Source organism: Streptomyces sp. NPDC048664, from assembly GCF_040650555.1.
Lineage (GTDB): Bacteria > Actinomycetota > Actinomycetes > Streptomycetales > Streptomycetaceae > Streptomyces.
This window is the reverse complement of record NZ_JBEZHK010000006.1, coordinates 189281-214823: the sequence shown is the minus strand read 5'-3', so window position 1 is coordinate 214823 and position 25543 is coordinate 189281. Positions and strand designations below refer to the sequence as shown.

Below are 25543 nucleotides of genomic sequence, written 5' to 3'. Positions count from 1 at the left end.
GCGCGTGGTGCGCCGAGGTCGGAGTCCCGGCGAGGAGGGCGCCCGTGGGAAGGGGGCATGACGATCGGTCGGCCGCGGAAACGGGGCTCGATGGTGGTCACCGGCGGCGCCGGAGGAACGTGGCGAGCGGAAGGCACAGACCGGCGAGGACGAGGACCGAGAGCCCGGCGATCACCAGGGTGGGCACGTGTCCTTGCCGGGCGGCGGGCGCGGCGACGGTTCCGGCGCTACCGGTCGTCGTCGGGAAGGTGACGGTGGCGCGCCTGGTGCGCTCGACCAGGCCGCTTCTGAGGGTGAGCGCCACGCTCCAGGGGCCGTTCGGCAGCCGTGCGTCCAGCGGGACGACCGCCTCGGCGAGGTCGCCCGGTGCCAGGGTGGTGCCCGTCCTGGCCGGGAACGGTCCGGTGCGCAGTCCGGCCGGCCCGTCGGAGAGGGAGAGTGCCCCGCTGATGTCCAGTGCGCGGCGCCCCGTGTTGCGGATCCGGGCACGGAGCTCTCCCCGCCCGTCGCGGGCCCGGGCGGTGTAGAGCCGCTCGATCCTGAAGTCCGAGGGTGGCTCACCCCCGGGACCCACGTCGATGTACATGCGGACGCCCACCCGGCTCAGCATGGCCAGATTGTGCGAGTGGTCCGTGCCGGTGCCCGTCTGCGCCCAGACGACTCCGTACCGCTCCCCGGCGGAGGCGTCCCTGGGCACGCGGATGGTGGTGCGCACCTGTGCCCTTTCGGAGGCCGCCAACTCGAGGTCCGCCGTGGCGGGTGACGTCCAGCCGGTCAGCTCGTTGGGGGTGCGCTGCGGCGCGAAGGTGAACCTGCCCTTGGCGATGGTGGCCGCCGCGGCGTAGACGTCGACGTGCATCGGTGTGGACGACTCGTTGGTGACCTCCACCCGCCGCTCGATGGTCGAGCCGGGCGCGAGGTGGTCGACGATGTAGGCCTGTGCCCTGGGATCGGCACGGCGGCTTTCCGGAGCGTCGAGCAGCCTGATGCCGATGGCCCTGCCCGTGGGCGGGTGGGACGACGCCCCGGGCGCCCCGTGCCCCTCCGCCGGCATCACCGCGGCCGCCTGCACGAAGGCCAGCACCGACAGCAGAACCCCGTACCGGCGCGCACTCTTCATCACGTCAGGCAACTGACTGGGTCAGCGTTCCGGTGTAGTTCCCGCTGACGGCGCTGGGGGGCACGCTGACGGAGACGGTCGGGTTCCAGGTCGCGGTGTTGTCGCCGACACCGCTGCTCCCGGTGACCACCACCTGAGGGGAGTTGCTCAGCGTCACGGGCGTTCCGGTGGCGGTGATGGTGCCGGTCGTGGTGATCGACCCGGGGTCGTAGGCGGCGTCGGTGGCGGGGATCGTGGAAGGACCGTTCGTGAAGTCCGTCTCCGCCGCGGTGACCGACCAGGAGGCCGAGGCGAGGGCGCGGTCGTCGGTGACGGTCACGGGACCGAGCGCGCCACTGATCGTGGTGCCGGGCGCTCCCGAGCCGAGGACGGCACTGACCGGTGCCGAAAGGGTCAACGCGCCGGACGTGACGGTGTACGTGACCGTGGTGGCGGGGTCGTCCGCCGCGCCGGCGAGGCCCGACGGGACCAGGACGAGAGCGGCGGCTGCGGCCGCGACAGACAGGCTTCGTGCGCGCACGGAAACTCCCGAAGTAGCCGCGCCCACCAGGGAACATGCTGGCCGGCAGCGGACAAGCTGGGTTGGCGTGAGGCAGACAATCGGGTGCGGGCCGTCCACACAAGCCGACGCGCGCCGCACTCCGCCATACGAATGACCACATTCCAGCGGGGGTTGAGCCCAGCCTTGCCTCGCCGCCCCCTCGGACCGCCAGACCCCTGGGCCCGCAGTGCGAGGCAGTCCGGACGAGCTGCCCGTGGCACTACAGTGCCAACCACCGCCGCCCGCTGGCCGAGTTCGTCGACCGCATGCAGCGCCTGGCTCGCCCGGCGGTGTGTTCGGTGCGGAGTTCATGACGCCCGTCGAGAGAGGGACCCATGAAGCACGAGTACGAGGCGAAGTTCCTGGCCGTCGATGCTGCTGGCCTCCAGGCCGAACTGATCGCCCTCGGCGCCGTCCAGGCGTTCCCCCGCACGCTCCTCACCCGCAAGATCTTCGAGAACGACTCCCTGGACAGCGGAGCCTGGATCCGCCTGCGTGACGAGGGCACCCGCTCGACGCTCACGCTCAAGCAGGTCACCGACGCCACGGCGATCAACGGCACCAAGGAGATCGAGACCGAGGTCACCGACCTGGACGCGATGGCCGACATCCTGCGCCGGGTCGGCCTCACCGAGGTGCGCTACCAGGAGAACTACCGCGAGGAGTGGCGCCTGGGCGAGGTCGCCTTCGACTTCGACACCTGGCCCGGCCTTCCGACCTTCCTGGAGATCGAGGGACCGGACGAGGCGTCGGTGCGGCACGCCGCCGCGCTGCTGGACCTCGACTACTCCGAGGCCCGGTTCGGCAGCGTCGACGAGATCTACAAGAGTGAGTCCGGCCGCGACATCCTCGCCGAACCCACCCTCCTGTTCTCCACCAGCGCGAAGCAGGAGGACGCTTCACCTGCGACCCAGGCCCTTTGATCACGGAGGCGAACGCACAGGGGTCCACAAGCCGACTAAGTTCCCGCCTGCCGAAGGACGCCCTGCCGCGCGTGGGTGAGGCCTTAAGGCGTGGTGGCCGGAGCGCCTGGTGCGGCGGCAGCGGCGGCCTGCGCCAGGATGCGGGCTGTCCGGTGGCCCGCATCCTGGACCCGAGGGGAGACGGCGGGTACGCAGAAGCCTGCGGCGGGGTCGTACTCGGTCATCACGACGCCGGCGTGGTCGGTGTCGAGCGTGTCGAGCCGGGCCGGGTGGCCGGCACGGTGGAGGGCGGCCAGGAACTCGGTCGCGTGGCCGACGGGGATGAGGGTGTCGGCGCTGCCGTGAACGAGGCCGATGGGCACGGCGGGGCGGTCCGGCGCGTTGCCGATGCTGGTCAGCGGCGGGGTGCCGGTCGAGCGGGACGGCACGTCGTAACGGCCGGCGATGCCGACGACAGCCGACGGATGGCCGCCGTCGGGAACCTCGGACGTCAGCGCGAGGGCGACGGCGGCACCGGCGCCGGCCGACCAGCCCGCCAGCACCAGGCCACTGGTCTCCAGGAGAGCGGCGTGTTCGCGGACATAACGGAGGGAGCCGAGCAGGTCGCCGCGGCCGCGGTCACTCGCGTCGGGGCGCCAGTCGGGGACCACGACGGTCACGCCGAGGGCGGCCGCGGCGTCGGCGAGCGGAGCCATGACGTGCTTCTCGTCGCGGCCGCTGCCGTGCCACAGCAGCACGGTGGGACGCGGACCGGGCAGGCTCGGCCGGTAGACGTCGAGCGTCCGTGGGTCGGCGCCGCCGCTCAGGTAGGGCACGTCGCGGCTGACTGTGATGTGCAAGGAGGGGCTCCTCGGGCCGTTAGGGATGGCGGACATGAGGGAGTGTGACAGCCGTCTGGACGACGGGGGAACGGGCGAAGGCGACGGAGACCGCCGCCAGCCGGTCGGTCTCCTGCGCGAGATCGGTGTCGTCACTCCGCTGGAACTCCTGCGGCCGGCCGACGTCTGCAGTTGATGTCACATGGATGCCAGGAGGCGGGCCCGTCCGCCGTCGCCCCGGACCGCGGCACGCTGCTGGAGGGCACGCTGCGGGCACGGCATCGGCACCCTCAGGCGGTCGTCCGGGCAGCGGGAGGGACGGCCGGGTCCGACGCGGACCCAGGTGCGGTCCGTGCCCGCAGGATTCCCTCGACGCCGTCCAGGAACGTCTCGGAGATGAGCTGCGGATCGAAGAGGCAGCCTGCCGCCATCGCACCGTCCCTGAGCATGACGAACTGTCGGCCGGCGGCGTCGGCGGGCGCGTGGCTCGTCTGCGCCAGCAGGTCGGTGACGGTGTCCAGGAACCACCGCCGGTGAGCGAGCACCGCCAGGTGGACGGGGTGGGCGGGGTCGGGGTACTCGGCCGCCGCGTTGAGGAACGCGCATCCCCGGAACCCGGGGTGCCGGATGCCTTCGACGATGGACCGACCGACATCCCGGACCCGGTCGGCCGCCGCCCGCCCGCTCGCGCGGGCCGCGGCGTCCACCTGCCCGCGGATCGCCCGGTCGGCCTGGGCCAGGTAGGCGAGGATGAGGTCTTCCTTGCCGGAGAAAGTTCGTGAGACGTTGGACGAGACGGGGGTCCACTGCGCGGTACGCAAGCATCTCGGGAACCGCCTGCACCCCGCGACCGGCGTCCTGTGCGAGTACTTCCTCTGCGAGTACCTGGCCGGCGAAGCTACGAACAGCGACACAGCGGAGAACGTCGACGTGATGTGGGTGCCCAGAAGCGCGGTGCCTCGCTTCATCTCCGTCGATACGATCTTCCCAGCCATCCTGGCCGCCCTGGAGGAGCAGACGTGACGCAGCAGACCACGGACGAGCGGCCGGGCATCGCCGCCGCCATCGTCGTTCACGAAGGCCGTGTTCTCATGGTCCGCCGCCGGGTGAGTGAGGGACAGCTCTCCTGGCAGTTCCCTGCCGGCGAGGTCGAGGCCGGCGAGGAGCGTGAGTCCGCCGCAGTACGGGAGACCCAGGAGGAGACAGGGCTGACCGTGGAGGCGGTCAAACTGCTCGGTGAGCGCGTCCACCCCAAGACGGGCCGCCTCATGTCGTACACCGCTTGCCAGGTGCTGGGCGGTACAGCTCACGTCGCCGACGCTGAGGAGCTGGCCGAGCTTGCCTGGGTCGCCCCCGGCGACATCCCTGAGTACGTGCCGTACGGGTTGTCCGAACCGGTACAGGAGTACCTGGACGACGCCCTGTCTTCGTAGACAAGCCTCAACCATGGTCGGGAAGTACGAGAGGTTGCCCAGACTTCACCTGGGTCAGTCTTGTCGCCCCATCAAGCCTGACGCTCTTGAGGGTTCCCTGCCTCCATCAGACCGGGGCAGCTCTGAACGATCTGCTCCGCCATTCGCTGCGCAGGCTCCAGCCGGGGGTCCTGCGGGTGAGCGTTCGGGCCAAGGATCTTCGAGCACACGAAGAGCGTCATCAGCTTGCCGTCCCGGCTCGCGAAATCTGCGCGCCGCTCCCGCAGCACGCGCTCTGCAAGAGCCGGGACGACAAGCGAACTCACCCACAGCGACGCGGAATCCAACCCGAGAGGCGCGTTCCCCCAGTCCTCCCAATCGAAGAGGGAGAACGTCGGCGCGCTCATGTTGGCCCAGTTCAGGTCCGCATGGGCCGGCACACACTGCTCAACGGTGGTGTCGAAGGAGCAGGGAAACGCAGTGTGGATGGTCTCGGCGACGAGGGCCTGCGTGATGGTCTCGGAGTCCGGTGAGGCCACGCGGCTCGTCCGCTGTGCGGCGAGAGCGTCCAGCGAGGAACTGAACGCGCGCCATCATCCGTCCGGGAGTTCGGGGTCTTCGCTCAGCACGGCGGTACCGATGGGGTGACCGGGGAGGAGCTCCGTCTCGTCGGCACGCCACATGACCGGCTCGTCCGCGTCCTGCCACACCAGGCCCGCTCGCCACTTGGGCTGCACGACGCCTACGAGGCGAGCAGCGCGTTCGGTGCCGTTCCATCCCTGTTCGCTGATCTTGTCCACGAGTCGGCGCTCGATACGCACCCAGGTGTCTCGATCAGTTCGTGCACCCACGGAACGACGCTTGCGCACCACTGCGTCCCGGTCGAGCCGTGTCTGGAGTGATCGCTCGACCTGATCAAGATTCCTGTCGACCGGCTGCACTCGCAGATCGACCGCATTACCGGCGGGCTCCGTGAGCGTCATAGCCCGACCGCAGCAGCGCAGGGCGGCCTATAAAGCGCCAGCGATAAATCGAACAAGCAGCGCGCATCCTCCAGCCGGCTGCCGCCCAGCAGTCTCTGGAGCGAGGGAGCCCGCTGCCGCAACGGGTGGCGCCCGGCTATCGCTCGCGCCGGAGGCGTGGTCTCCACAAGCAGGTCTCTGAGCAGCTCCGCTCACGCACACAAAGTCACGCACCCCAGCCAATTGCCGGGTCGGGCCCCGAGCAACAAAAAACCCCAGGTCGGAATGAATCCGGCCTGGGGTTTCGGCTGAGCCGCCTTCGGGATTCGAACCCGAGACCTACGCATTACGAGTGCGTTGCTCTGGCCATCTGAGCTAAGGCGGCGCGCTGATCGCACTATGGTGCGACCAGCAACGTCGGTAAGTCTACACAGTTTCCGGGGGTGCTCCGACCACGCCCCCGTGGAGCGGCTCGCGAGCCTATGAGCAGCGCTTTCCCTTCGCCGGGGGTGTCCCGCGCAGCAGGTAGGTGTCGATGGCCGTGTCGATGCACTTGCTGCCTCGACCGAACGCCGTGTGGCCGTCGCCGTCGTAGGTCAGGAGTCGGCCCGAGGAGAGCTGGGAGGCCAGGGAACGCGCCCAGGGGTAGGGGGTGGCCGGGTCGCGGGTCGTGCCGACCACCACGATCGGGGCGGCGCCGTTCGCCGCGATGCGGTGGGCGTGACCCGTCGCCCGCACCGGCCAGTACGCGCAGCTCAGCGCGGACCATGCCAGGCCCTTCCCGAACACCGGGGACAGCTTCTCGAACGCCGGCAGCGCCCTCTTCACCTCCTCCGGGGTCGAGAACGACGGGGGGAGGTCCACGCAGTTCACGGCGGCGTTCGCGAACATCAGGTTGGAGTACTTACCGCTCGCGTCGCGCTCGTAGTAGCTGTCCGACAGGGCCAGCAGTCCGGCGCCGTCGCGCTTGCTCATGGCCAGGGTCAGCGCCTGCCGGAGTCGGGGCCAGGCCGTCTGGTCGTACATCGCGGCGATCACCCCGGTCGTGGCCAGTGCCTCGCCGAGCCTGCGGCCCTTGGGGTCGCCGGTCGCGAGGGGGGACCTGTCCAGTTTCCTGAAGAACGCCTTGAGGTTGACGCCCACCTTCGCGGGCGAGGTGCCGCGGCCGCCGAGGGGGCAGCCCGTCTGCCGGACGCAGTCCCTCGCGAAGGACTGGAACGCCGTCTCGAAGCCGGCCGTCTGCCCCTCGTTGAGGCTCAGGGCGGACAGCGACGGGTCCATGGCGCCGTCCAGCACCAGACGACCCACCCGTCGCGGGAAGAGGTCCGCGTAGGTCGCCCCGAGGAACGTGCCGTACGACGCCCCCACGTAGGTCAGCTTCCGGTCGCCCAGTACCGCCCGCAGGATGTCCATGTCGCGGGCCGCCTCGACCGTGGAGACATGGCGCAGCAGGTTCGCGGAGTGCTGGCCGCAGCCCTCCGCGAAGTGCCGGTACGCGTCGACCAGTCGGTCCGTCTCCCGCTGGTCGTCGGGCGTGACGTCCGTCTGCGTGAACGAGTCCATCCGGGGCCCGTCCAGGCATTCGACCGGCTCGCTGCGGGCCACTCCGCGCGGGTCCACGGCGACCATGTCGTAGCGGGCGCGCAGCTCGGCCGGGTAGCCGGTCCCGGCGTACTTCTCCAGGTAGTCGACCGCCGAACCGCCCGGTCCTCCCGGGTTCACCAGCAGCGAGCCCAGCCTCTTGCCCGGGCTCGTGGCCTTCTTGCGGGCCACGGCGAGCGAGACGTCTCCCGCGCCCGGATCGGCGTAGTCGCGGGGTGCCTTCATCGTCGCGCACTCGAAGCCGGTGACCTGGCAGCCGTGCCAGGTCAGCCTCTGCGCGTAGTAGGAGGCCGGCACGCGCTGCGCGGCGGACCCCGGCAGCGCCATCGCGGCCGATGTCGCCGAACTTCCCGCCGAGCAGGCCGAGACGAGCAACGCGGCGGCGGCCAGCAGCGCGCCGCCCGTCCGCGTCATGGTCCGAGGGCGGAGTGGGGAGGGCAGGGGGCGGGACGGTCCGCTGAGGCGCCTGATGTGCATCTTGCGAGCGTAACCCTGGGCGACCGCACGATCACGAAAGGTGGCGCGGGCGCCTCGTACGAGTGACAGCGTCAATCCGCCGCCTGTTGTACCCGGCGGTGGGCGAGCCGGTCCGCGTCACCCCGTCCGCAGCGCCATCGTCATCGCCTCCACCGCCAGCAGCGGCGCCACATTGCGGTCCAGGGCGTCCCGGCACGCGGCGATCGCCTCGATACGGCGGAGGGTGGACTCGGGGGTGCTCCCCCGCGACAGACGCTCCAGGGCGTCCTCCGTGTCCGTGTTGGCAAGGGCCACGCGGGAACCGAGCTGGAGCGCGAGCACGTCGCGGTAGAAGCCGGTGAGATCGGTGAGCGCCTGGTCGAGACTGTCGCGTTGCGTGCGCGTTCTGCGGCGCTTCTGCCTGTCCTCCAGGTCCTTCATCACGCCCGCCGTGCCACGGGGCATCCGGCCTCCCTGCGCCGCGCCGAGCGCCGCCTTCAGCTCCTCGGTCTCCTTGACGTCGATCTCCTCCGCGAGCTGCTTGGAGTCCTCCGTCGCCGCGTCGACCAGTTCCTGGGCGACTCTGAGGCAGCCGCCGATGTCGTCGACCCGCAGCGGGAGCTTCAGCACGGCTGCACGGCGGGCGCGGGCGCGCTCGTCCGTCGCCAGCCGTCGGGCGCGGTCGACATGGCCCTGGGTGGCGCGGGCGGCGGCCGCGGCGGTCACCGGCTCGATGCCGTCGCGCCGCACGAGCATGTCGGCGACCGCCTCCACGGACGGTGTCCGGAGGTTCAGGTGGCGGCAGCGGGAGCGGATGGTGGGCAGGACATCCTCGAGGGACGGCGCGCACAGCAGCCACACCGTGCGGGGAGCGGGCTCCTCGACCGCCTTGAGGACCGCGTTGGCCGACTTCTCGTTCAGCCGTTCGGCATCCTCGACCAGGATCACCTGCCAGCGGCCGTTGGCCGGTGAGGTGAACGACTTGCGGACCGTGTCACGCATGTCGTCGGCCAGGATCTGCGTGCCGACGGCGGCGACCGTGGTCACGTCCGCGTGCGTGCCCACCAGGGCGGTGTGGCAGCCGTCGCAGAACCCGCAGCCGGGGGAACCGCCGAGCGCGCGGTCGGGGCTGACGCACTGCAGCGCCGCGGCGAACGCGCGCGCCGTCTGCGTACGCCCCGCGCCGGGCGGGCCCGTGAAGAGCCAGGCATGCGTCATCTTCGACGCCTCGGGCGGCGCGGCGCCCGAGGCTGCCGCGGTGACCAGGGCATCGGCGTCACGGGCGGCCGCGTCGAGCTGCTCGCTCACCTTCTCCTGGCCCACCAGGTCGTCCCACACCGTCACGGGACACCCGCCCTTCCGTCGTATCCGCCGTGCTTCTCCACGGCGCCCTGCGGCCCTGTCGTCCTACCGCGATCCATTGTGCGGGGCACCACTGACAACGCGGGCAAGAACGTGGGCGGGGCGGGGCGGGCGGTGTCCGCGCGCCCCGCCCCGCCCGTGCCCGTGGGGATCCGCGGTTCGCGGACTCCCGGACACCGGGGGCTCAACGGCCCCGGCGGCGTCCCCGGTCGTCGTTCCAGTCCTCGTCCCAGCCCGCCTCGTCCCGGGAGCCGAGCAGTTCGTCCGCCAGCGTCGGGAGGTCGTCCAGCGGGGTCTCCTCCGCCCAGTCGGAACGCGGGCGGCTCTGCGGTCGGCCCTCCGCGTCCATCTGGGGCAGCTCGCGCGTGCGGTCCTCGTCCCCGTCGGACCGCCGGGCCGCGGGCCGCTCGTCGCGGAAGTAGCCGGGGGGTACCCGGTCCGCCGAGCGATCGGCGCCCGTGTCGCGCACCGGCGGCAGGACGGCCGTCTCGTCCGCGGCACGGGTGTCGCGCACCGGCGGCAGGACCGCGGTCTCGTCCGCGGCACCCGGCTCCGACCGGCGCAGTACCGCCGTCTCGTCCGCCGCGCCCTCGGGCTCGGGCGGCTTCGGCAGCGTCGCCGTGGTCTCCCCGTCGCTCTCCTCGTCCCGCACGGGCCGCAGCACGGCGGTGTCGTCCGCCGCACCGGCCGTGTCCGCCGGGTGCGCGAGCGGGGTGGGGACGGTGATCTCGCTGTCCGGGAGGTCCCGGGGACCTCGGGCACCCCGGGTGTCCCGCGGGCTGCGCGAGTCCCGGGGATCCGGGCCGGTGCTCCCCGTGCCCTCCCCGTTCCTCGAACCCGGTGCGGAAGCAGTCTGCGGCCGGCCCGAACCGCCGCCGGCGACGGACGCCGACGCGGTGGCGGCGGCGGCCCGGGCCGCCGAGGCCGCCGCCTCGGCGGCGCTGCGGCGCGCGTCCTCCGCCCGCAGCAACGCCTCCTCGGCCTTGCGCTGCTTGTCCAGACGGGCCGCCTCGGCCTCGGCCCGCAGCCGGGCCTCCTCCTCGGCCTGCTTGCGCCGGCGTTCCTCGTCGGCCTTGCGCCGGGTCTCCTCGGCGGCGCGCGCCTGCTCCTCGGCGAGCAGCCGCGCGCGCTCCTCCTCGGCACGCCGATGGGCTTCCTCGGTCCGCCGGCGGGCCTCCTCCGCCTGCCGCTCGGCCTCGCGACGCTGGGCCTCCTCCAGCTCGCGCCGCTTGCGCTCCTCCTCCTCGGCGCGCAGCTTGGCGAGCTGCTCCTGCCGCTCGCGCTCCAGCCGCTCCTCCTCGGCCTTGCGCGCGGCTTCCTCCTCGGCCTTGCGCCGGGCCTCCTCCTCGGCCTTCCTGCGCGCCTCCTCCTGGGCCTTCACCTCGGCCTCGGACAGCGGCAGCACCTGGTCGAGCCGGTGCCGGACGGCGGTCGTGACCGTCTCGGGCTCCTGACCCGCGTCGACGATCAGATAGCGCCCGGGGTCGGCGGCGGCCAGGGTGAGGAACCCGGACCGTACGCGCGTGTGGAACTCGGCCGGCTCGGACTCCAGCCGGTCGGGCGCCTCCGTGAACCGCTCGCGCGCGGTCTCCGGCGCCACGTCCAGCAGAACCGTCAGATGCGGTACGAGGCCGCCCGTGGCCCACCGGTTGATGCGGGCGATCTCGGTCGGGGACAGATCGCGGCCCGCGCCCTGGTAGGCGACCGAGGAGTCGATGTACCGGTCCGAGATCACCACCGCGCCGCGCTCCAGGGCCGGGCGCACGACCGTGTCCACGTGCTCCGCGCGGTCCGCCGCGTAGAGCAGGGCCTCGGCGCGGTGCGACAGACCGGCGCTGGAGACGTCGAGCAGGATCGACCGCAGGCGCTTGCCGACCGGTGTGGCGCCCGGCTCACGCGTCAGGACGACCTCGTGTCCCTTGTTCCGGATCCACTCGGCCAGTGCCTCGGCCTGGGTGGACTTCCCGGCGCCGTCGCCGCCTTCCAGCGCGATGAAGAATCCGTTCGCCGTGGACACCGGCAGCGGGTCGTCGCCGCCGCGCAGGGCGTCGCGCAGATCGTGCCGCAGCGGCACGCCCGACCGGTCGTCGACCTTGGCGAGCACCAGCGCCGCGACGGGCAGCAGCAGCGCGCCCATCAGCATCAGCGTGAAGGCGGCGCCTCCGTGCGCGAACACGAACCTGCCGTTCTCCAGCCGGTGCGGCCCGATGCCGCCGGCGACCACCGGCGCCAGCAGCGCGCCGAGGGCCACGACGACCCGTACGACCGCGTGGAGATGCTCGGTCGTGCGCAGCCGCAGGTGGTCCTCGGTCTCCTGGTCCAGCAGGGTGTGCCCGGTGTTGGCGGCGACTCCCGCGCCGATGCCCGCGAGCGCCGTGATCAGCAGGACGCTGGTGACGTCCGGGACCAGGCCCGCGGCCAGCAGCGCGACCCCGGTGAAGGCGATCGCCAGCGCGAGCAGTCGACGCCGCGACAGCGACGGCAGCATGCGGGGCGCCGTACGGATACCGGCCGCGACACCGCCGGCCAGCGCCAGGACGAGCAGGCCGAACAGCACCGGGCCACCGCCCAGGTCCTTGGCCTGGAGCACGGAGACCGCGACGGCCCCCGAGACCGCCCCGGCCACGGCGGCGCAGGCGAGCACCAGCAGCGGGATGGCTCCCGTGCGGCCCTTGCCGGCGGCCGCACCCGTCCTGGTCCGGCGCAGGCCCTCCAGCGGGGAGCGCGCGCGGGGCGTGCGGGTGGCGGGAAGTTCGAGCGAGGTGACCACCGACAGGGAGGCCGCGAAGAGTCCGGCCGCGACATACGAGGCCAGGGCCACCTGGTGCTGGTCGAACCAGGCGATGCCGGTGCCCAGCAGGTTGTTCACCAGCGATACCGCGACGAGTCCGGCCGCGGCCAGGGGCACCGCCGCGAATCCCGTACGCAGCGACAGGCGTCGCAGGGCGTCCATGTGGTCCGGGAGCGGCCGTACCGTCGCGCCCTCCAGGGGCGGTGCGGGCAGCAGGGCGGGCGCCGCGCTCTCACGGCACACCGTCCACAAGCGCTCGGCGACACCGGTCACGAACGCGGTGACCAGCAGATAGGCGAGTGCGCCGGTCGGGACCCAGTCGATCCAGAGGGGGGCGACGATCAGCAGGATCGCTCGCAGGCCGTCCGCGACCGTCATGGTCCAGCGGCGGTCGAGCGGCCCCTCCTGGGATGTCAGTGCGCCCAGGGGGCCGAGCAGGACGGCCCCGAAGAGCAGGGTGGCGAGGATCCTCGCGCCGAAGACGGCCGCGACGGCGAAGGCCACGCCGCGATAGCCGCCGCCGAAGGAGCCCTCGGCGATGGCTGCCTGGAGGGTCAATGCCACCAGGACCAGCAGGGCAAGGAAATCGCCTGCGCTCCCCACGAGCTGCGCGCTCCACAGGCGCTTCAGCTGCGGCTCGCGCAGCAGGGCGCGGACGGCTCGTTCGCGGGAGTCCGCGACCAGGGCTTCGTCGGGGGCCGGGGTGTGGGCCGTTGGCTGCTCGGCTCGCGTCATGCGTTCAGCCTATCGGCAGCCACCGACAGCACGCGGCGGCGTCCGAACACGCGCACGCCCCTCCCTCGAGGTGAGGGAGGGGCGTGCGACTTCGCAAAGTGATCGTGAAGCGTTCACGGGCCGGGCGTGGCGCCGGTGGAGCCGACCACGGAGGCCGCACGGGACCCTCGCGCCCCGGCCACGGGACCGTCACGAAATCCCCGTACCCGGGACCTGGGGCCCCGGGGCGCCCGGGTGCTCCCGGACACCGCGGCTGCTGCCGAGCCTCAGCTCTCGCCCGCGTCCGCGGCCGGTGACGCCGTCTTCGCGGCGGCCGTCTTCTTCGCCGTGGCGGTCTTCTTCGCCGCGGTCGTCTTCTTGGCCGTCGTCTTCTTGGCGGCCGTCGCCGTCTTCTTGGCCGGTGCCTTCTTTGCCGCGGCCTTCTTGGTGACGGTCTTCTTCGCCGTCTTCTTGGCGGGCCCCTTGGCACGCTTCTCCGCGAGCAGTTCGAAGCCGCGTTCGGGCGTGATCGTCTCGACGCTGTCATCGGAGCGGAGCGTCGCGTTGGTCTCGCCATCGGTGACGTACGGTCCGAAGCGCCCGTCCTTGACGACGACCGGCTTCTGGCTGACCGGGTCCTCGCCCAGCTCCTTCAGCGGCGGCTTGGCGGCGGCGCGGCCACGCTGCTTGGGCTGGGCGTAGATCGCCAGCGCCTCCTCCAGCGTGATCGTGAAGAGCTGATCCTCGGACTGCAGCGAACGCGAGTCCGTGCCCTTCTTCAGATACGGGCCGTAGCGGCCGTTCTGCGCGGTGATCTCCACGCCTTCCGCGTCCGCGCCGACGACACGCGGCAGGGACATCAGCTGCAGCGCGTCCTCGAGGGTCACCGTGTCCAGGGTCATCGACTTGAACAGCGAGGCCGTGCGCGGCTTGACGGCGTTCTTGCCCGTCTTCGGCGTGCCCTCGGGGAGGATCTCCGTGACGTACGGCCCGTAGCGGCCGTCCTTGGCGACGATCGGCCGCTGCGTGTCCGGGTCGGTGCCCAGCGCGCGCTCGCCGCTGGGCTTGGCGAGGAGTTCCTCGGCCAGATCCACGGACAGCTCGTCCGGCGCCATGTCGTCGGGGATGTCGGCGCGCTGGTGCTGCTCGGTGTCCTTCTCGCCGCGCTCGATGTACGGGCCGTAGCGGCCGACCCGCAGCACGATGTCGTTGCCCACGGGGAACGACGACACCTCGCGCGCGTCGATCGCGCCCAGGTCGGTCACCAGTTCCTTGAGGCCGCCGAGGTGGTCCCCGTCGCCGTTCCCGGCGTCCGCGGCGCCGCCCTCGCCGGTGCCCTCGCCGAAGTAGAAGCGCTTCAGCCACGGCACCGCCCTGGCCTCGCCGCGGGCGATGCGGTCGAGGTCGTCCTCCATCTTGGCGGTGAAGTCGTAGTCGACCAGTCGGCCGAAGTGCTTCTCCAGGAGGTTGACCACGGCGAAGGACAGGAAGGACGGCACCAGGGCGGTGCCCTTCTTGAAGACATAGCCGCGGTCGAGGATCGTGCCGATGATCGACGCGTACGTCGACGGGCGGCCGATCTCGCGCTCTTCGAGCTCCTTGACCAGCGACGCCTCGGTGTAGCGGGCCGGCGGCTTGGTCGCGTGACCGTCGGCGGTGATCTCCTCGGCGCTCAGCGCGTCGCCCTCGCCGACCTGCGGCAGCCGGCGCTCGCGGTCGTCGAGCTCGGCGTTCGGGTCGTCGGCGCCCTCGACGTACGCCTTCAGGAAGCCGTGGAAGGTGATGGTCTTGCCGGACGCGCTGAACTCGGCGTCCCGTCCGTCGGCCGCCGTACCGGCGATCTTGACCGTGACGGAGTTACCGGTGGCGTCCTTCATCTGGGACGCGACCGTCCGCATCCAGATCAGCTCGTACAGCCTGAACTGGTCGCCGGTCAGCCCGGTCTCGGCGGGGGTGCGGAAGCGGTCACCCGAGGGCCGGATCGCCTCGTGCGCCTCCTGGGCGTTCTTGACCTTGCCGGCGTAGGTGCGCGGCTTCTCGGGGAGGTAGTTCGCGCCGTACAGCTGGGTGACCTGGGCACGGGCGGCGGAGATCGCCGTGTCCGACAGGGTCGTGGAGTCCGTACGCATGTACGTGATGAAGCCGTTCTCGTACAGCTTCTGCGCGACCTGCATGGTGGCCTTCGCGCCGAAGCCGAGCTTGCGGCTGGCCTCCTGCTGCATCGTCGTCGTACGGAAGGGCGCGTAGGGCGAACGCCGGTAGGGCTTGGACTCGACCGAGCGCACCGAGAACCGGGTGTTCTCCAGGGCGGCGGCGAGCGCGCGGGCGTTCTGCTCGTCGAGGTGGAGCGTGTTGGCGCTCTTCAGCTGTCCGAGGGAGTCGAAGTCACGGCCCTGCGCGACGCGCTTGCCGTCGACGTTCGTGAGCCGCGCCACCAGCGACGACGGGTCGGAGGCGTCGCCGGCGCGGCCCGTGGCGAAGGTGCCGGTCAGGTCCCAGTACGAGGCGGAGCGGAACGCGATGCGCTCCCGCTCCCGCTCCACGACGAGCCGGGTCGCCACGGACTGGACGCGGCCCGCCGACAGCCGCGGCATGACCTTCTTCCACAGCACGGGCGAGACCTCGTAGCCGTAGAGGCGGTCGAGGATGCGGCGGGTCTCCTGGGCGTCGACCAGCTTCTGGTTCAGCTCGCGGGGGTTGCGTACGGCCTGCTGGATCGCGTCCTTGGTGATCTCGTGGAACACCATCCGCTTGACCGGGACCTTCGGCTTCAGCACCTCCTGGAGGTGCCAGGCGATGGCCTCGCCCTCGCGGTCCTCATCGGTGGCGAGGAAGAGTTCGTCGGACTCGCGCAGCAGATCCTTGAGCTTCTTGACCTGAGCCTTCTTGTCCGCGTTGACGACGTAGATCGGCTGGAAGTCGTGCTCGACGTCGACGCCGAGGCGCCGCACCTCACCGGTGTACTTCTCGGGCACCTCCGCGGCGCCGTTCGGAAGGTCGCGGATGTGCCCGACGCTCGCCTCGACGATGTAGCCGGGGCCGAGGTAGCCCTTGATCGTCTTCGCCTTGGCAGGCGACTCGACGATGACGAGTCGGCGGCCGCCCTCTGCGGTCTCGCTGGTCGGGGACAACTTCGCTCTTCTCTCCGGTCGACTGGGGCCTCTCCCTGAGCCTTGGCCCCGGGGTCAGGTCATGGTGACGCTGCGGAGTGTGACGGTACATCCCGCCCCCGTGTCAAACGGGAAAAGCCCGCAACGGCCACTCGAACGGTAACCCGACTACCGGCATTCCTGCCGCCCGGAGTGGTGAGCGGCCATCCGAGGCCCATCCGGAGGGTGACCTCCCGGTTACCGGGGGCCGGGCGGCGTCAGGGCGTCAAGCGTGCTCTCACCGGCGGACGAGGCACCCTGCCGTGGCGGCGGGGGCGGATCGTCGGGCGAGGCCGTCGGGGATGGCGGATGCGACACGGTTCACACCCTTCCCGACACGGATCATGCGTTCCCGGGCGTCGGGCACGGCCTCTCGCCACGGGCCACGCCCCTCGTGGCAGGGGCACGCCCGTCCCGCGGCGAGGGGGTCGACGGCCGTGAGGGACTCGGCGGCCGCGAGCACGGCGACGGGCATGGCGACGGCCACAGCTTCAGCGACAGCGGCGGGCACGGCTGTCGTCGCGTTGTTGACCGGATTCCCTTCCTGTAGCCGACACGCCACTGTTGCCCGGCTCGTCCGGCTAGTCCGCCTCGTCCGGGGCGTCCGAGGCGTCCGAGGCGAGCCGGGCCTCCTACCTGCCCGGGCGCCCGTCTGCCGTCCGCCCCTCCGCTCCTCCTCCGGTCCGCCGGTCCGCTGTCCGCCCGTCACGCGCCTCGCGGCCGCGCGGGCTCCAGGAAGCCCTGTTCGACCAGCAGCCTGATCTGCGCCGGTGTCCGATCGCGCAGCGCCACGGGGTCCTCGCCGACCAGCTGGGCGATCGCGTCGAGGATCCGTCCCGCGCTCAGCGTGCCGTCGCAGACCCCGGCGAAGCCCGCGCCGACGGTGTCCACCCTGGTGGCCCTGCGCATGCCGCGGTTCTGGCGCAGCACGACATGCTCCGGGTCCTCGGCGCCCGGCAGCCCGACCTGCTCCTGGACGACCTCGGCGGCGAGGGTGAAGTGCCCGGCGAGCAGGGACGCGTCGTCGTGCGCCCGGAGGTAGTCGACCCGGTCGAAGTGGGCACGCACCGTGTCCCCGAGCGGCTGTTCGACCGGGTGCGGCCACTCCTCGACCGTGATGGACGGCTCCGCGGCGTCCGTCCTGCGCATCGCGATCCAGCCGAAGCCGACCGCCCGCACCTTGCGCTCCTCGAACTCGTCGAGCCACGCGTCGTACCGCGCCTGGTAGTCGGCCGATCCACCGCGGTGATCGCCCGCGTCCCGCAGCCACAACTCGGCGTACTGCGTCACGTCCTGGACCTCGCGCTGCACGATCCAGGCGTCACAGCCGCGCGGCACCCAGGAACGCAGCCGGTCCTGCCAGTCCTCCCCCTCCACGTGCTGCCAGTTGGCGAGGAACTGCGCGAACCCGCCCTCGTTCAGCCGCTCCCCCGACTGCTGGACGAGCGTGCGGCACAGATCGTCCCCGCCCATTCCGCCGTCGCGGTAGGTGAGCCGCGCGCCGGGCGAGATGACGAAGGGCGGGTTGGAGACGATCAGGTCGTACGACTCGTCGTCCCGGATCGGCTCGAAGAGTGAACCCTGGCGCAGATCCGCGGCCGGCGCCCCGGACAGGGCGAGGGTGAGCGCGGTGATGTGCAGGGCACGCGGGTTGACGTCCGTCGCGGTCACGCGGGTGGCGTGCCGGGCGGCATGCAGTGCCTGGATGCCGGAGCCCGTGCCGAGGTCGAGGGCGGCGGCGACGGGGGTCCGCACGGTGATCCCGGCGAGCGTGGTGGAGGCGCCGCCGACGCCGAGGACCACCTCCGCGTCCGCGGTGCCGCCGCGACCGGAGACACCGCCGGCACCGCCGACCGCGCAGCCCAGGTCGGAGACGATGAACCAGTCCTCGCCCTCCGGTCCCCCGTACGGCCGTACGTCCACGGTCGCGGCGAGTTCGTCCCCGCCGGTGCGCAGCAGCCAGCCGGCCTCCACGCACGCGTCGACGGGCAGGACATCCGTCACGCGCGCGTGCGGCACGGGCTGTTGCAGGAGGAACAGTCGTACGAGCGTCTCCAGCGGCGTGTCGCCGCGTGTCGCCCGGAGCGCGGGCACGGTCTCGCTCCGCGCGAGCGCCGCGTACGCCGGTGCCCCGAGCAGGTCGAGGAGCCCGTCGGCGGTGAAGGAGGCCGCGAGCAGGGCCTCGCGCAGCCGCGCGGTGACGTCGGTACGGTCGGTGGAGGGCAGCGTGCCCGCACTGGAGTTACTCACGCCCCCATTGTGGCGCGGGCACGCGTTCGACGCGCCGATCCGACGGCACTGGACACGGCGCCGGGTCGCCCGGCTCGGACACGGCGCCGGTCAGCCGACCTCGGGCACGGCCTCGGCCGGCCGATCCCGGGCGCGACGCCGGCCGACCGACCTGGGGTGCGACGCGGGTCGGCCGACCGTGGACGCGGTGGCGGTTCAGCCGCTCTTGGACGCCGTGGCGGACGGAGCGGGCGAGGACTGACCGGCGGAGGGCGCGGCAGAGGGGGTGGCGGAGGCCGGAGCGGGCTTGCAGCTCTCCTGCTGCGTCATCGCCTTGCCGACGTCGCCTGCCTGGAGCTCGTTCAGGACGTCCCGCGCGCGGCCGACCACCTTGGTGTACTGCGCCGAGAGGTCGTTGAGGCCCGCGGCGAACTTCGTCTGGTCCTTGGTGTCGAGCGCGTTCACCTGCTTCTTCAGGTCCACGAAGGACGCGGAGACGCCGTTGAGCCCCGCCACCACGTTCTTCTGGCGGGTCGCGCCGCCCTCGACCTCAGGAGTCCCCGCCTTCTGGACAGCCGTGCCGATCGCCTTGTACGCGTCGGACATGTCCTGGAACGCCTGCGCGTCGGCCTTCTGGACGCGCTCCGGCGGGGTGTCCTGCGACGTCTCGTTCCCGATGGCGGCGCTGGCGGCCTTGATCTTCTCGGTCTGCGGCTGCATGGCGACGCAGACCTGCTTGGCCCACGGGCCCAGCTTGTCCTCGGCGGAGCTGCCCTTGTCGCTGCTGCTGCATCCCGACAGCGCCAGTACCAGTACCGCACCGCCCGACAGTGCGGCTCCGAGCTTCTTGTTCACCGGATCGGTCCCTTCCATGGCTCTTCGGCCCCGGAACATACACGGCGACCGGGCGACACCCGAGCACCACCTTTCCCTTTTGGTGGCATTCGCATGCATTTACACCAAGAGAGACAAGGGTCACGAAGAGCGATGCGGGCACGGACACGCACGCGGAAAGGGCGGGCGCGCGGCGCTCTGCGAGCTGCCGCGCGCCCGCCCTTCGATCCGTGCCTGACCTGGCGGATCAGCGGGTGCCGGGGAACCGGCTACGAAACCACCGCCGGATCAGCGGACTTGGACACCCGCTCGGCGTTGTCTTCGTCACCCACGGCGATACCGCGCCGCTTGGACACGTACACCGAGAACACGATCACGGCGATCGCGAGCACCGCGATCACGATCCGCACGGCCAGGCTCTTGTCGCTGCCGTACGAGAACTTGATCACCGCGGGCGCGATGAGCAGCGACACCAGGTTCATCACCTTCAGCAGCGGGTTGATCGCCGGGCCCGCCGTGTCCTTGAAGGGGTCACCGACGGTGTCGCCGATCACCGTCGCGGCATGTGCCTCACTGCCCTTGCCGCCGTGGTGGCCGTCCTCGACGAGCTTCTTGGCGTTGTCCCAGGCACCACCGGAGTTGGCGAGGAAGACCGCCATCAACGTGCCGGTGCCGATCGCCCCCGCGAGATAGGCGCCGAGCGCGCCGACGCCGAGCGTGAAGCCCAGGGCGATGGGCGCCAACACGGCGAGCAGACCCGGGGTGGCCAGCTCCCTCAGGGCGTCCTTGGTGCAGATGTCGACGACCTTGCCGTACTCCGGTGTCTCCGTGAAATTCATGATCCCCGGCTTCTCACGGAACTGCCGGCGCACCTCGTAGACCACCGCCCCCGCCGACCGCGACACCGCGTTGATCGCCAGCCCCGAGAAGAGGAAGACGACCGCCGCGCCCACGATGAGGCCGACCAGGTTGTTGGGCTGGGAGATGTCCATGACCAGACTCATCGGCCCGCCGTCGCCCACCTTCTCGCCCACGTCCTGCGCCGCGGTGGTGATCGCGTCGCGGTACGAGCCGAACAGCGCCGAGGCGGCGAGGACGGCGGTGGCGATGGCGATGCCCTTGGTGATCGCCTTGGTGGTGTTGCCCACCGCGTCCAGGTCGGTGAGCACCCGGGCGCCGGCGCCCTCGACGTCACCGGACATCTCGGCGATGCCCTGCGCGTTGTCGGAGACCGGACCGAAGGTGTCCATGGCGACGATGACGCCGACCGTGGTGAGCAGACCCGTGCCGGCCAGCGCCACCGCGAACAGCGCGAGCATGATCGACGTACCGCCGAGCAGGAACGCTCCGTACACGGCGAGCCCGATCAGCAGCGCGGTGTAGACGGCCGATTCCAGACCGACGGAGATACCGGCGAGCACCACCGTGGCGGGGCCCGTCAGCGAGGTCTTGCCGATGTCCCGCACCGGGCGCCGGGTGGTCTCGGTGAAATAGCCGGTGAGCTGCTGGATCACGGCGGCGAGCACGATGCCGATGGCCACCGCGACCAGCGCGAGGATCCGCGGGTCCCCGTCCTTGGCGCGGACGGCCGCGTCGGAGATGCCCTTGAGACCGGCGTACGTCGACGGCAGATAGGTGTAGACGGCCACCGCGACCAGGGCCAGCGAGATCACCGCGGAGATGAAGAAGCCCCGGTTGATCGCGGACATGCCGCTGCGGTCGGAGCGGCGCGGCGCCACGGCGAAGATGCCGATCATCGCGGTCACGACGCCGATGGCCGGCACGATCAGCGGAAACGCCAGGCCCGAGTTGCCGAAGGCAGCCTTGCCGAGGATCAGCGCGGCGACCAGCGTCACGGCGTACGACTCGAAGAGGTCGGCCGCCATGCCCGCGCAGTCGCCGACGTTGTCGCCCACATTGTCGGCGATGGTCGCGGCATTGCGCGGATCGTCCTCCGGAATGCCCTGCTCGACCTTGCCGACCAGGTCGGCGCCGACGTCGGCGGCCTTGGTGAAGATGCCGCCTCCGACACGCATGAACATGGCGATGAGCGCCGCGCCCAGGCCGAAGCCCTCCAGGACCTTCGGCGCGTCCGCCGCGTACACCAGCACTACGCAGGAGGCGCCCAGCAGGCCGAGCCCCACCGTGAACATGCCTACGACGCCGCCCGTGCGGAACGCGATCTTCATTGCCTTGTGCGAAACAGTGGTGAGGTCCTTTTCCGCCTCACCCTTCGCCGGGGTCGCCTCGCGTGCCGCTGCGGCGACCCGCACATTGCTTCGCACGGCGAGCCACATGCCGATATAGCCGGTGGCCGCCGAGAACACCGCGCCGATCAGGAAGAACACCGATCGTCCGGCGCGCTGACTCCAGTCGTCCGCGGGCAACAGCAACAGCAGGAAGAACACGACCACGGCGAATACGCCGAGGGTCCGTAGCTGCCGGGCCAGATAGGCGTTCGCGCCTTCCTGGACCGCCGCCGCGATCTTCTTCATGCTGTCGGTTCCCTCGCCCGCCGCGAGCACCTGGCGCACCAGGATCCCGGCGACCACAAGGGCCGCCAGGGCGACAGCACCGATGACCACCACGATCAGGCGGTTGCTGTCGGTCAGTACTGCGGCTGCGAGAGAGGTGGGGTGATCAAACTGCTGAGGGGTAGAAAGCCCCGCCATTCGTCCTCCTTGACGCTTGGGCTGAGCTCAAGATGTGGACGGATTCTAGGGATCTGAACCTGATCAAAACAGAGCGCGGTAAACGGAATTGGCCTTCACATGCTCTTCAGGTAAAGATCGCACGTGCGCCACTGAACCCGAAAGAGCTAATGCCTCAAAACCATTGACTGGATTACTTCTTGATCAAATGATCGCCCGATTGATCGTGAAGTAATTCACGAATCCGTCCGCGCAGGTGGGGGCGACGGGGGTGGCGACGTGGCTGGCGTGCGGCGACGGAGTGCGGCGTACGGACCGGTCGGCGGTCGGCGGTCGGCGGTCGGCGGTCGGCGGTCGGCGGCACAAGGAAAGGGCCCCGCACGAGGCAGGGCCCTTCACATCCTCCGAGAGGTACTCGCACAGCCGCAGGGCAGCAGGGCCCCGAGGAGATCAGGCAGGGAGCGTGGCGGGCGGCAGTGTCGGCCAGCTCATCCTGATCTGCCCGCCGGACTGTCCGGCGGTGACCTCGACGTCGTCGACGAGACCGCTGATGACCGCGAGGCCCATTTCGTCCTCCTCGGCCTCCGCATCCTTCTCGCCGGCGCCGGTGGCACCCGGCGCACTCTCACCAGGCACCGCGTGCGGCGCCTCGTCACCGACCTCGATGGAGAACTGCTTCTCCTCCTCGGTCAGCAGCACCCGCACCGGCGCCGAGATGCCGTTGCTCTGGTGCAGTCCGACGGCCCGGGTACAGGCCTCGCCCACGGCGAGCCTGAGCTCGTCGAGTACGGCCTCCTCCACTCCAGCCCTGCGCGCCACCGCGGCCGCCACCAGTCGGGCGGTCCTGACATGCTCGGGCAGCGCGCTGAAGAGGAGTTCAACGGTGGCCATGCGTCCCCCTCGGAACTTCGGGCGTGCGGTCAGGGGACCGGGCCGTGCAAGACCGGTCCCCCGCTTACTTCTGCCGGTCCGGGGCCCAGGGCCCCGGACCGGGTCAGTCGTTGGCCGCTACCGCTTCCTCGACCGAGGTGTGAATCGGGAACACCTTGGTGAGACCGGTGATGCGGAAGATCTTGAGAATGCGCTCCTGGTTGCACACCAGGCGCAGGGAGCCCTCATGGGCCCGGACACGCTTCAAGCCGCCCACCAGCACGCCGAGCCCGGTGGAGTCGAGGAAGTCGACACCCTCCATGTCGACGACGAGGTGGAAATTCCCGTCGTTGACCAGCTCGACCAGCTGCTCACGCAGCTTGGGCGCGGTATATACGTCGATTTCGCCACCGACTTCGACGACCGTACGATCGCCGACGGTACGGGTCGACAAGGACAGGTCCACGGATCCTCCAGCACCTTGCTATCGAGCGGTCGCCCTCGGGACATCTCGGCAGAGCCCAGGACGGTTCGCCAGCCGCGATGGCATTCAATCACTTACCGGCAGGCGTGCACGACGCCTTCAGCCCATTGTCCGTCACGCCAGTGACACACTCGGTGCCAATGGCCAAGAATCACCGATCCGATCGGCCCCCGACGGACCCCGTGTCCCGCCTCTCGCCGGGCACGGTGCTGGACCGGCTCGCCTCGGGACCGAGCCGGGCTGCGCGCATCACTCATACGGAGCACTTGCCCCCGCGACCGGGCCGCCATGCCGTCTGGCCCGAACGGATCCGCGCCGAGGTGATCGCCGCCGTGCGGGCGGCGGGCATCGAGCATCCCTGGGCCCACCAGGCACTCGCCGCCGAACACGCCCTGGACGGCGACTCGGTGATCGTGGCCACGGGCACGGCCTCGGGCAAGTCGCTGGCCTACCTCACGCCGGTGCTCTCGGGCCTGCTGGACGGCTCCGAGGCCCCGAACGGACGCGGTGCCACCGCCCTCTACCTGGCCCCGACCAAGGCCCTCGCAGCGGATCAGTGCCGTTCCGTGAAGGAACTCTCACAGCCCCTGGGCACGGCGATCCGCCCCGCCGTGTACGACGGCGACACACCGCCGGAAGAACGCGAATGGGTGCGCCAGTACGCCAACTACGTCCTCACCAACCCCGACATGCTGCACCGCGGCGTATTGCCCTCGCACCCCCGCTGGTCCTCCTTTCTGCGCGCCCTGAGGTACGTCGTCATCGACGAGTGCCACACCTACCGGGGCGTCTTCGGCTCCCATGTCGCCCAGGTGCTGCGCAGGCTGCGCCGCCTGTGCGCCCGGTACGGCGCCTCCCCCGTCTTCCTGCTGGCCTCGGCGACCGCCGCCGAGCCCTCGGTGGCGGCACGCCGTCTCACCGGTCTGCCCGTCGTCGAGGTCGCCGACGACGCCTCACCGCGCGGCGAGCTGGTCTTCGCCCTGTGGGAGCCCCCTCTCACCGATCTGCACGGCGAGAAGGGCGCGCCCGTACGGCGTACCGCCACCGCCGAGACCGCCGACCTGCTGACCGACCTGACCGTGCAGGGCGTCCGCTCGGTCGCGTTCGTCCGCTCCCGCCGCGGCGCCGAACTGATCTCCGTGATCGCCCAGGAGCGCCTGGCCGAGGTCGACCGCTCCCTGGCCCGGCGTGTGGCCGCCTACCGCGGCGGTTATCTTCCCGAGGAGCGCCGCGCCCTGGAACGCGCGCTGCACTCCGGGGAGCTGCTCGGTCTCGCCGCCACCACCGCCCTCGAACTCGGTGTGGACGTGTCGGGGCTGGACGCCGTCCTCATCGCCGGCTATCCGGGCACACGAGCCTCCCTGTGGCAGCAGGCGGGCCGCGCCGGGCGCGCCGGGCAGGGTGCCCTCGCGGTACTGATCGCCCGGGACGACCCGTTGGACACCTTCCTCGTCCACCACCCCGAGGCGCTCTTCGACCGGCCCGTGGAATCCACCGTGCTCGATCCCGACAACCCCTACGTCCTGGCCCCGCACCTGTGCGCGGCGGCGGCCGAGCTGCCGCTGACCGAGGAGGACCTCGAGCTGTTCGGGCCCGCCTGCACGGATCTCCTGCCGCAGCTGGAGGCAGCGAAGCTGCTGCGCCGCAGGACGAATACCTGGCACTGGACACGCCGGGAGCGGGCCGCCGACCTCGCGGACATCCGCGGGCAGGGCGGACGCCCCGTCCAGGTCGTCGAGGCCGGCACCGGCCGGTTGCTCGGCACGGTCGACGCGTCCGCCGCGCACACGTCGGTCCACGAGGGCGCCGTCCATCTGCACCAAGGACGCACCTATCTGGTGCGCGCACTCGACCTGGAGGACTCCGTCGCCCTGGTCGAGGAGGCGAACCCGCCCTACGCGACGGTCGCCCGGGACACGACCGCCATCTCCGTCCTGGAGACGGACACCGAGATCCCCTGGGGCGAGGGCCGGCTCTGCTACGGCTCCGTCGAGGTCACCAACCAGGTCGTCTCCTTCCTGCGGCGGCGCCTGATCACGGGTGAGGTCCTGGGCGAGACGAAGCTGGACCTTCCGCCCCGCACCCTGCGCACGCGCGCGGTGTGGTGGACGGTCACCGAGGACCAGCTCGACCAGGCCCGGATCAGCCCGGAGATCCTCGGCGGCGCCCTGCACGCCGCCGAGCACGCCTCCATCGGCATGCTGCCTCTCTTCGCCACCTGCGACCGCTGGGACATCGGGGGCGTCTCCGTGCCGCTGCACCCGGACACCCTGCTTCCCACCGTCTTCGTGTACGACGGTCATCCGGGCGGCGCGGGCTTCGCGGAGCGGGCCTTCCACACGGCCCGCGCCTGGCTCGCCGCCACCCGTCAGGCCATCGCGTCCTGCGAGTGCGAGGCGGGCTGTCCGTCCTGCATCCAGTCCCCCAAGTGCGGCAACGGCAACGACCCGCTGCACAAGAGGGGGGCCGTGCGGCTGCTCACCGTGCTCCTGCGGGGAGCGCCCGGCGAAGAGGCCCCGGTCGGGGCGCCCGGCGCGCACCCGGGACGGGAGTGAGGGCGCTCCGGGGTTCCGGGGCCCCGTCGGAAGCGAGGGCACCGCGGGGCCCTCGGGCGCCGTCGGCCGG

Annotated in this window: 17 protein-coding genes, 1 tRNA gene and 1 pseudogene; 4 read left to right on the top strand and 15 right to left on the bottom strand. The window is 71.5% G+C overall.

The window, feature by feature from the left end; translation table 11 throughout:
- Positions 1–97 precede the first annotated feature (97 nt).
- Together AB0C59_RS09330 and AB0C59_RS09325 are read right to left on the bottom strand one after the other, a co-directional pair.
- Positions 98–1120: a peptidase gene (locus AB0C59_RS09330; RefSeq protein ID WP_363002247.1), complete on the bottom strand. Its 1023-nt coding sequence runs from the start codon at positions 1118–1120 to the stop codon at positions 98–100.
- Positions 1121–1124: 4 nt separating this feature from the next.
- Entirely contained in the window at positions 1125–1640 is a 516-nt protein-coding gene (locus AB0C59_RS09325; RefSeq protein WP_363002245.1) for a hypothetical protein, read from the bottom strand.
- A 356-nt stretch (positions 1641–1996) separates the two neighbouring features.
- Here AB0C59_RS09325 and AB0C59_RS09320 point away from each other — a divergent pair, with 356 nt between their 5' ends.
- Positions 1997–2584, top strand: coding sequence for a class IV adenylate cyclase (locus AB0C59_RS09320; RefSeq protein WP_363002243.1), 588 nt, complete (start codon positions 1997–1999; stop codon positions 2582–2584).
- A gap of 83 nt (positions 2585–2667) precedes the next feature.
- Here AB0C59_RS09320 and AB0C59_RS09315 read toward each other — a convergent pair whose 3' ends face one another.
- On the bottom strand, positions 2668–3423 hold the full coding sequence (locus AB0C59_RS09315) for an alpha/beta hydrolase (RefSeq protein ID WP_363002241.1): 756 nt from the start codon (positions 3421–3423) through the stop codon (positions 2668–2670).
- 34 nt (positions 3424–3457) lie between these two features.
- Here AB0C59_RS09315 and AB0C59_RS09310 point away from each other — a divergent pair, with 34 nt between their 5' ends.
- Entirely contained in the window at positions 3458–3598 is a 141-nt protein-coding gene (locus AB0C59_RS09310) for a hypothetical protein (RefSeq protein WP_363002239.1), read from the top strand.
- Positions 3599–3692: 94 nt separating this feature from the next.
- Here the strand turns inward: AB0C59_RS09310 and AB0C59_RS09305 are convergent, their stop codons facing one another.
- Complete coding sequence (locus tag AB0C59_RS09305) at positions 3693–4223, bottom strand: TetR family transcriptional regulator (RefSeq protein WP_363002237.1); 531 nt, start codon at positions 4221–4223, stop codon at positions 3693–3695.
- Positions 4224–4421: 198 nt separating this feature from the next.
- Between AB0C59_RS09305 and AB0C59_RS09300 the strand changes: the two genes are divergently transcribed.
- Positions 4422–4835: an NUDIX hydrolase gene (locus tag AB0C59_RS09300; protein WP_363002235.1), complete on the top strand. Its 414-nt coding sequence runs from the start codon at positions 4422–4424 to the stop codon at positions 4833–4835.
- A gap of 71 nt (positions 4836–4906) precedes the next feature.
- Here AB0C59_RS09300 and AB0C59_RS09295 read toward each other — a convergent pair.
- The 11 genes and pseudogenes from AB0C59_RS09295 to bldG form a co-directional block, all read right to left on the bottom strand.
- Positions 4907–5797, bottom strand: a pseudogene (locus AB0C59_RS09295) (hypothetical protein).
- Positions 5798–6087: 290 nt separating this feature from the next.
- Positions 6088–6161 (bottom strand) — tRNA-Thr (locus AB0C59_RS09290).
- Between the two features lie 95 nt (positions 6162–6256).
- Positions 6257–7855, bottom strand: a complete 1599-nt coding sequence (locus AB0C59_RS09285) for an alpha/beta hydrolase (protein ID WP_363002233.1) — start codon at positions 7853–7855, stop codon at positions 6257–6259.
- Positions 7856–7972: 117 nt separating this feature from the next.
- Positions 7973–9178: a DNA polymerase III subunit delta' gene (locus AB0C59_RS09280; RefSeq protein WP_363002231.1), complete on the bottom strand. Its 1206-nt coding sequence runs from the start codon at positions 9176–9178 to the stop codon at positions 7973–7975.
- Positions 9179–9380: 202 nt separating this feature from the next.
- Positions 9381–12722 carry a dTMP kinase gene (gene tmk, locus AB0C59_RS09275; protein ID WP_363002229.1) on the bottom strand — a complete coding sequence of 1114 codons (3342 nt, stop codon included), beginning with the start codon at positions 12720–12722 and terminating at the stop codon, positions 9381–9383.
- A 266-nt stretch (positions 12723–12988) separates the two neighbouring features.
- Positions 12989–15832, bottom strand: a complete 2844-nt coding sequence (gene topA / locus AB0C59_RS09270) for a type I DNA topoisomerase (protein ID WP_363002227.1) — start codon at positions 15830–15832, stop codon at positions 12989–12991.
- A gap of 723 nt (positions 15833–16555) precedes the next feature.
- Positions 16556–18100, bottom strand: coding sequence for a class I SAM-dependent methyltransferase (locus tag AB0C59_RS09265; protein WP_363002225.1), 1545 nt, complete (start codon positions 18098–18100; stop codon positions 16556–16558).
- A 195-nt stretch (positions 18101–18295) separates the two neighbouring features.
- Positions 18296–18952, bottom strand: coding sequence for a small secreted protein (locus AB0C59_RS09260; protein ID WP_363002223.1), 657 nt, complete (start codon positions 18950–18952; stop codon positions 18296–18298).
- Positions 18953–19182: 230 nt separating this feature from the next.
- Positions 19183–21585: a sodium-translocating pyrophosphatase gene (locus AB0C59_RS09255; RefSeq protein WP_363002221.1), complete on the bottom strand. Its 2403-nt coding sequence runs from the start codon at positions 21583–21585 to the stop codon at positions 19183–19185.
- Between the two features lie 429 nt (positions 21586–22014).
- Positions 22015–22455, bottom strand: coding sequence for an ATP-binding protein (locus tag AB0C59_RS09250; protein WP_363002219.1), 441 nt, complete (start codon positions 22453–22455; stop codon positions 22015–22017).
- 103 nt (positions 22456–22558) lie between these two features.
- Entirely contained in the window at positions 22559–22900 is a 342-nt protein-coding gene (gene bldG, locus AB0C59_RS09245) for an anti-sigma factor antagonist BldG (RefSeq protein ID WP_363002217.1), read from the bottom strand.
- 77 nt (positions 22901–22977) lie between these two features.
- On the opposite strand from bldG, the gene AB0C59_RS09240 reads away from it, so the two are divergent.
- The gene (locus AB0C59_RS09240) at positions 22978–25473 is read left to right on the top strand and encodes a DEAD/DEAH box helicase (protein ID WP_363002215.1); all 2496 of its coding nucleotides are present in this window, start codon (positions 22978–22980) and stop codon (positions 25471–25473) included.
- Positions 25474–25543 lie beyond the last annotated feature (70 nt).

What these genes read in the sequence shown, in the direction of transcription:
- AB0C59_RS09255 (WP_363002221.1), bottom strand. Translation starts at nt 21,585, where the DNA reads ATGGCGGGGCTTTCTACCCCTCAGCAGTTTGATCACCCCACCTCTCTC.
- AB0C59_RS09320 (WP_363002243.1), top strand. Translation starts at nt 1,997, where the DNA reads ATGAAGCACGAGTACGAGGCGAAGTTCCTGGCCGTCGATGCTGCTGGC.
- tmk (WP_363002229.1), bottom strand. Translation starts at nt 12,722, where the DNA reads ATGACGCGAGCCGAGCAGCCAACGGCCCACACCCCGGCCCCCGACGAA.
- AB0C59_RS09310 (WP_363002239.1), top strand. Translation starts at nt 3,458, where the DNA reads ATGAGGGAGTGTGACAGCCGTCTGGACGACGGGGGAACGGGCGAAGGC.
- AB0C59_RS09285 (WP_363002233.1), bottom strand. Translation starts at nt 7,855, where the DNA reads ATGCACATCAGGCGCCTCAGCGGACCGTCCCGCCCCCTGCCCTCCCCA.
- AB0C59_RS09330 (WP_363002247.1), bottom strand. Translation starts at nt 1,120, where the DNA reads ATGAAGAGTGCGCGCCGGTACGGGGTTCTGCTGTCGGTGCTGGCCTTC.
- AB0C59_RS09240 (WP_363002215.1), top strand. Translation starts at nt 22,978, where the DNA reads ATGGCATTCAATCACTTACCGGCAGGCGTGCACGACGCCTTCAGCCCA.
- AB0C59_RS09260 (WP_363002223.1), bottom strand. Translation starts at nt 18,952, where the DNA reads ATGGAAGGGACCGATCCGGTGAACAAGAAGCTCGGAGCCGCACTGTCG.
- AB0C59_RS09250 (WP_363002219.1), bottom strand. Translation starts at nt 22,455, where the DNA reads ATGGCCACCGTTGAACTCCTCTTCAGCGCGCTGCCCGAGCATGTCAGG.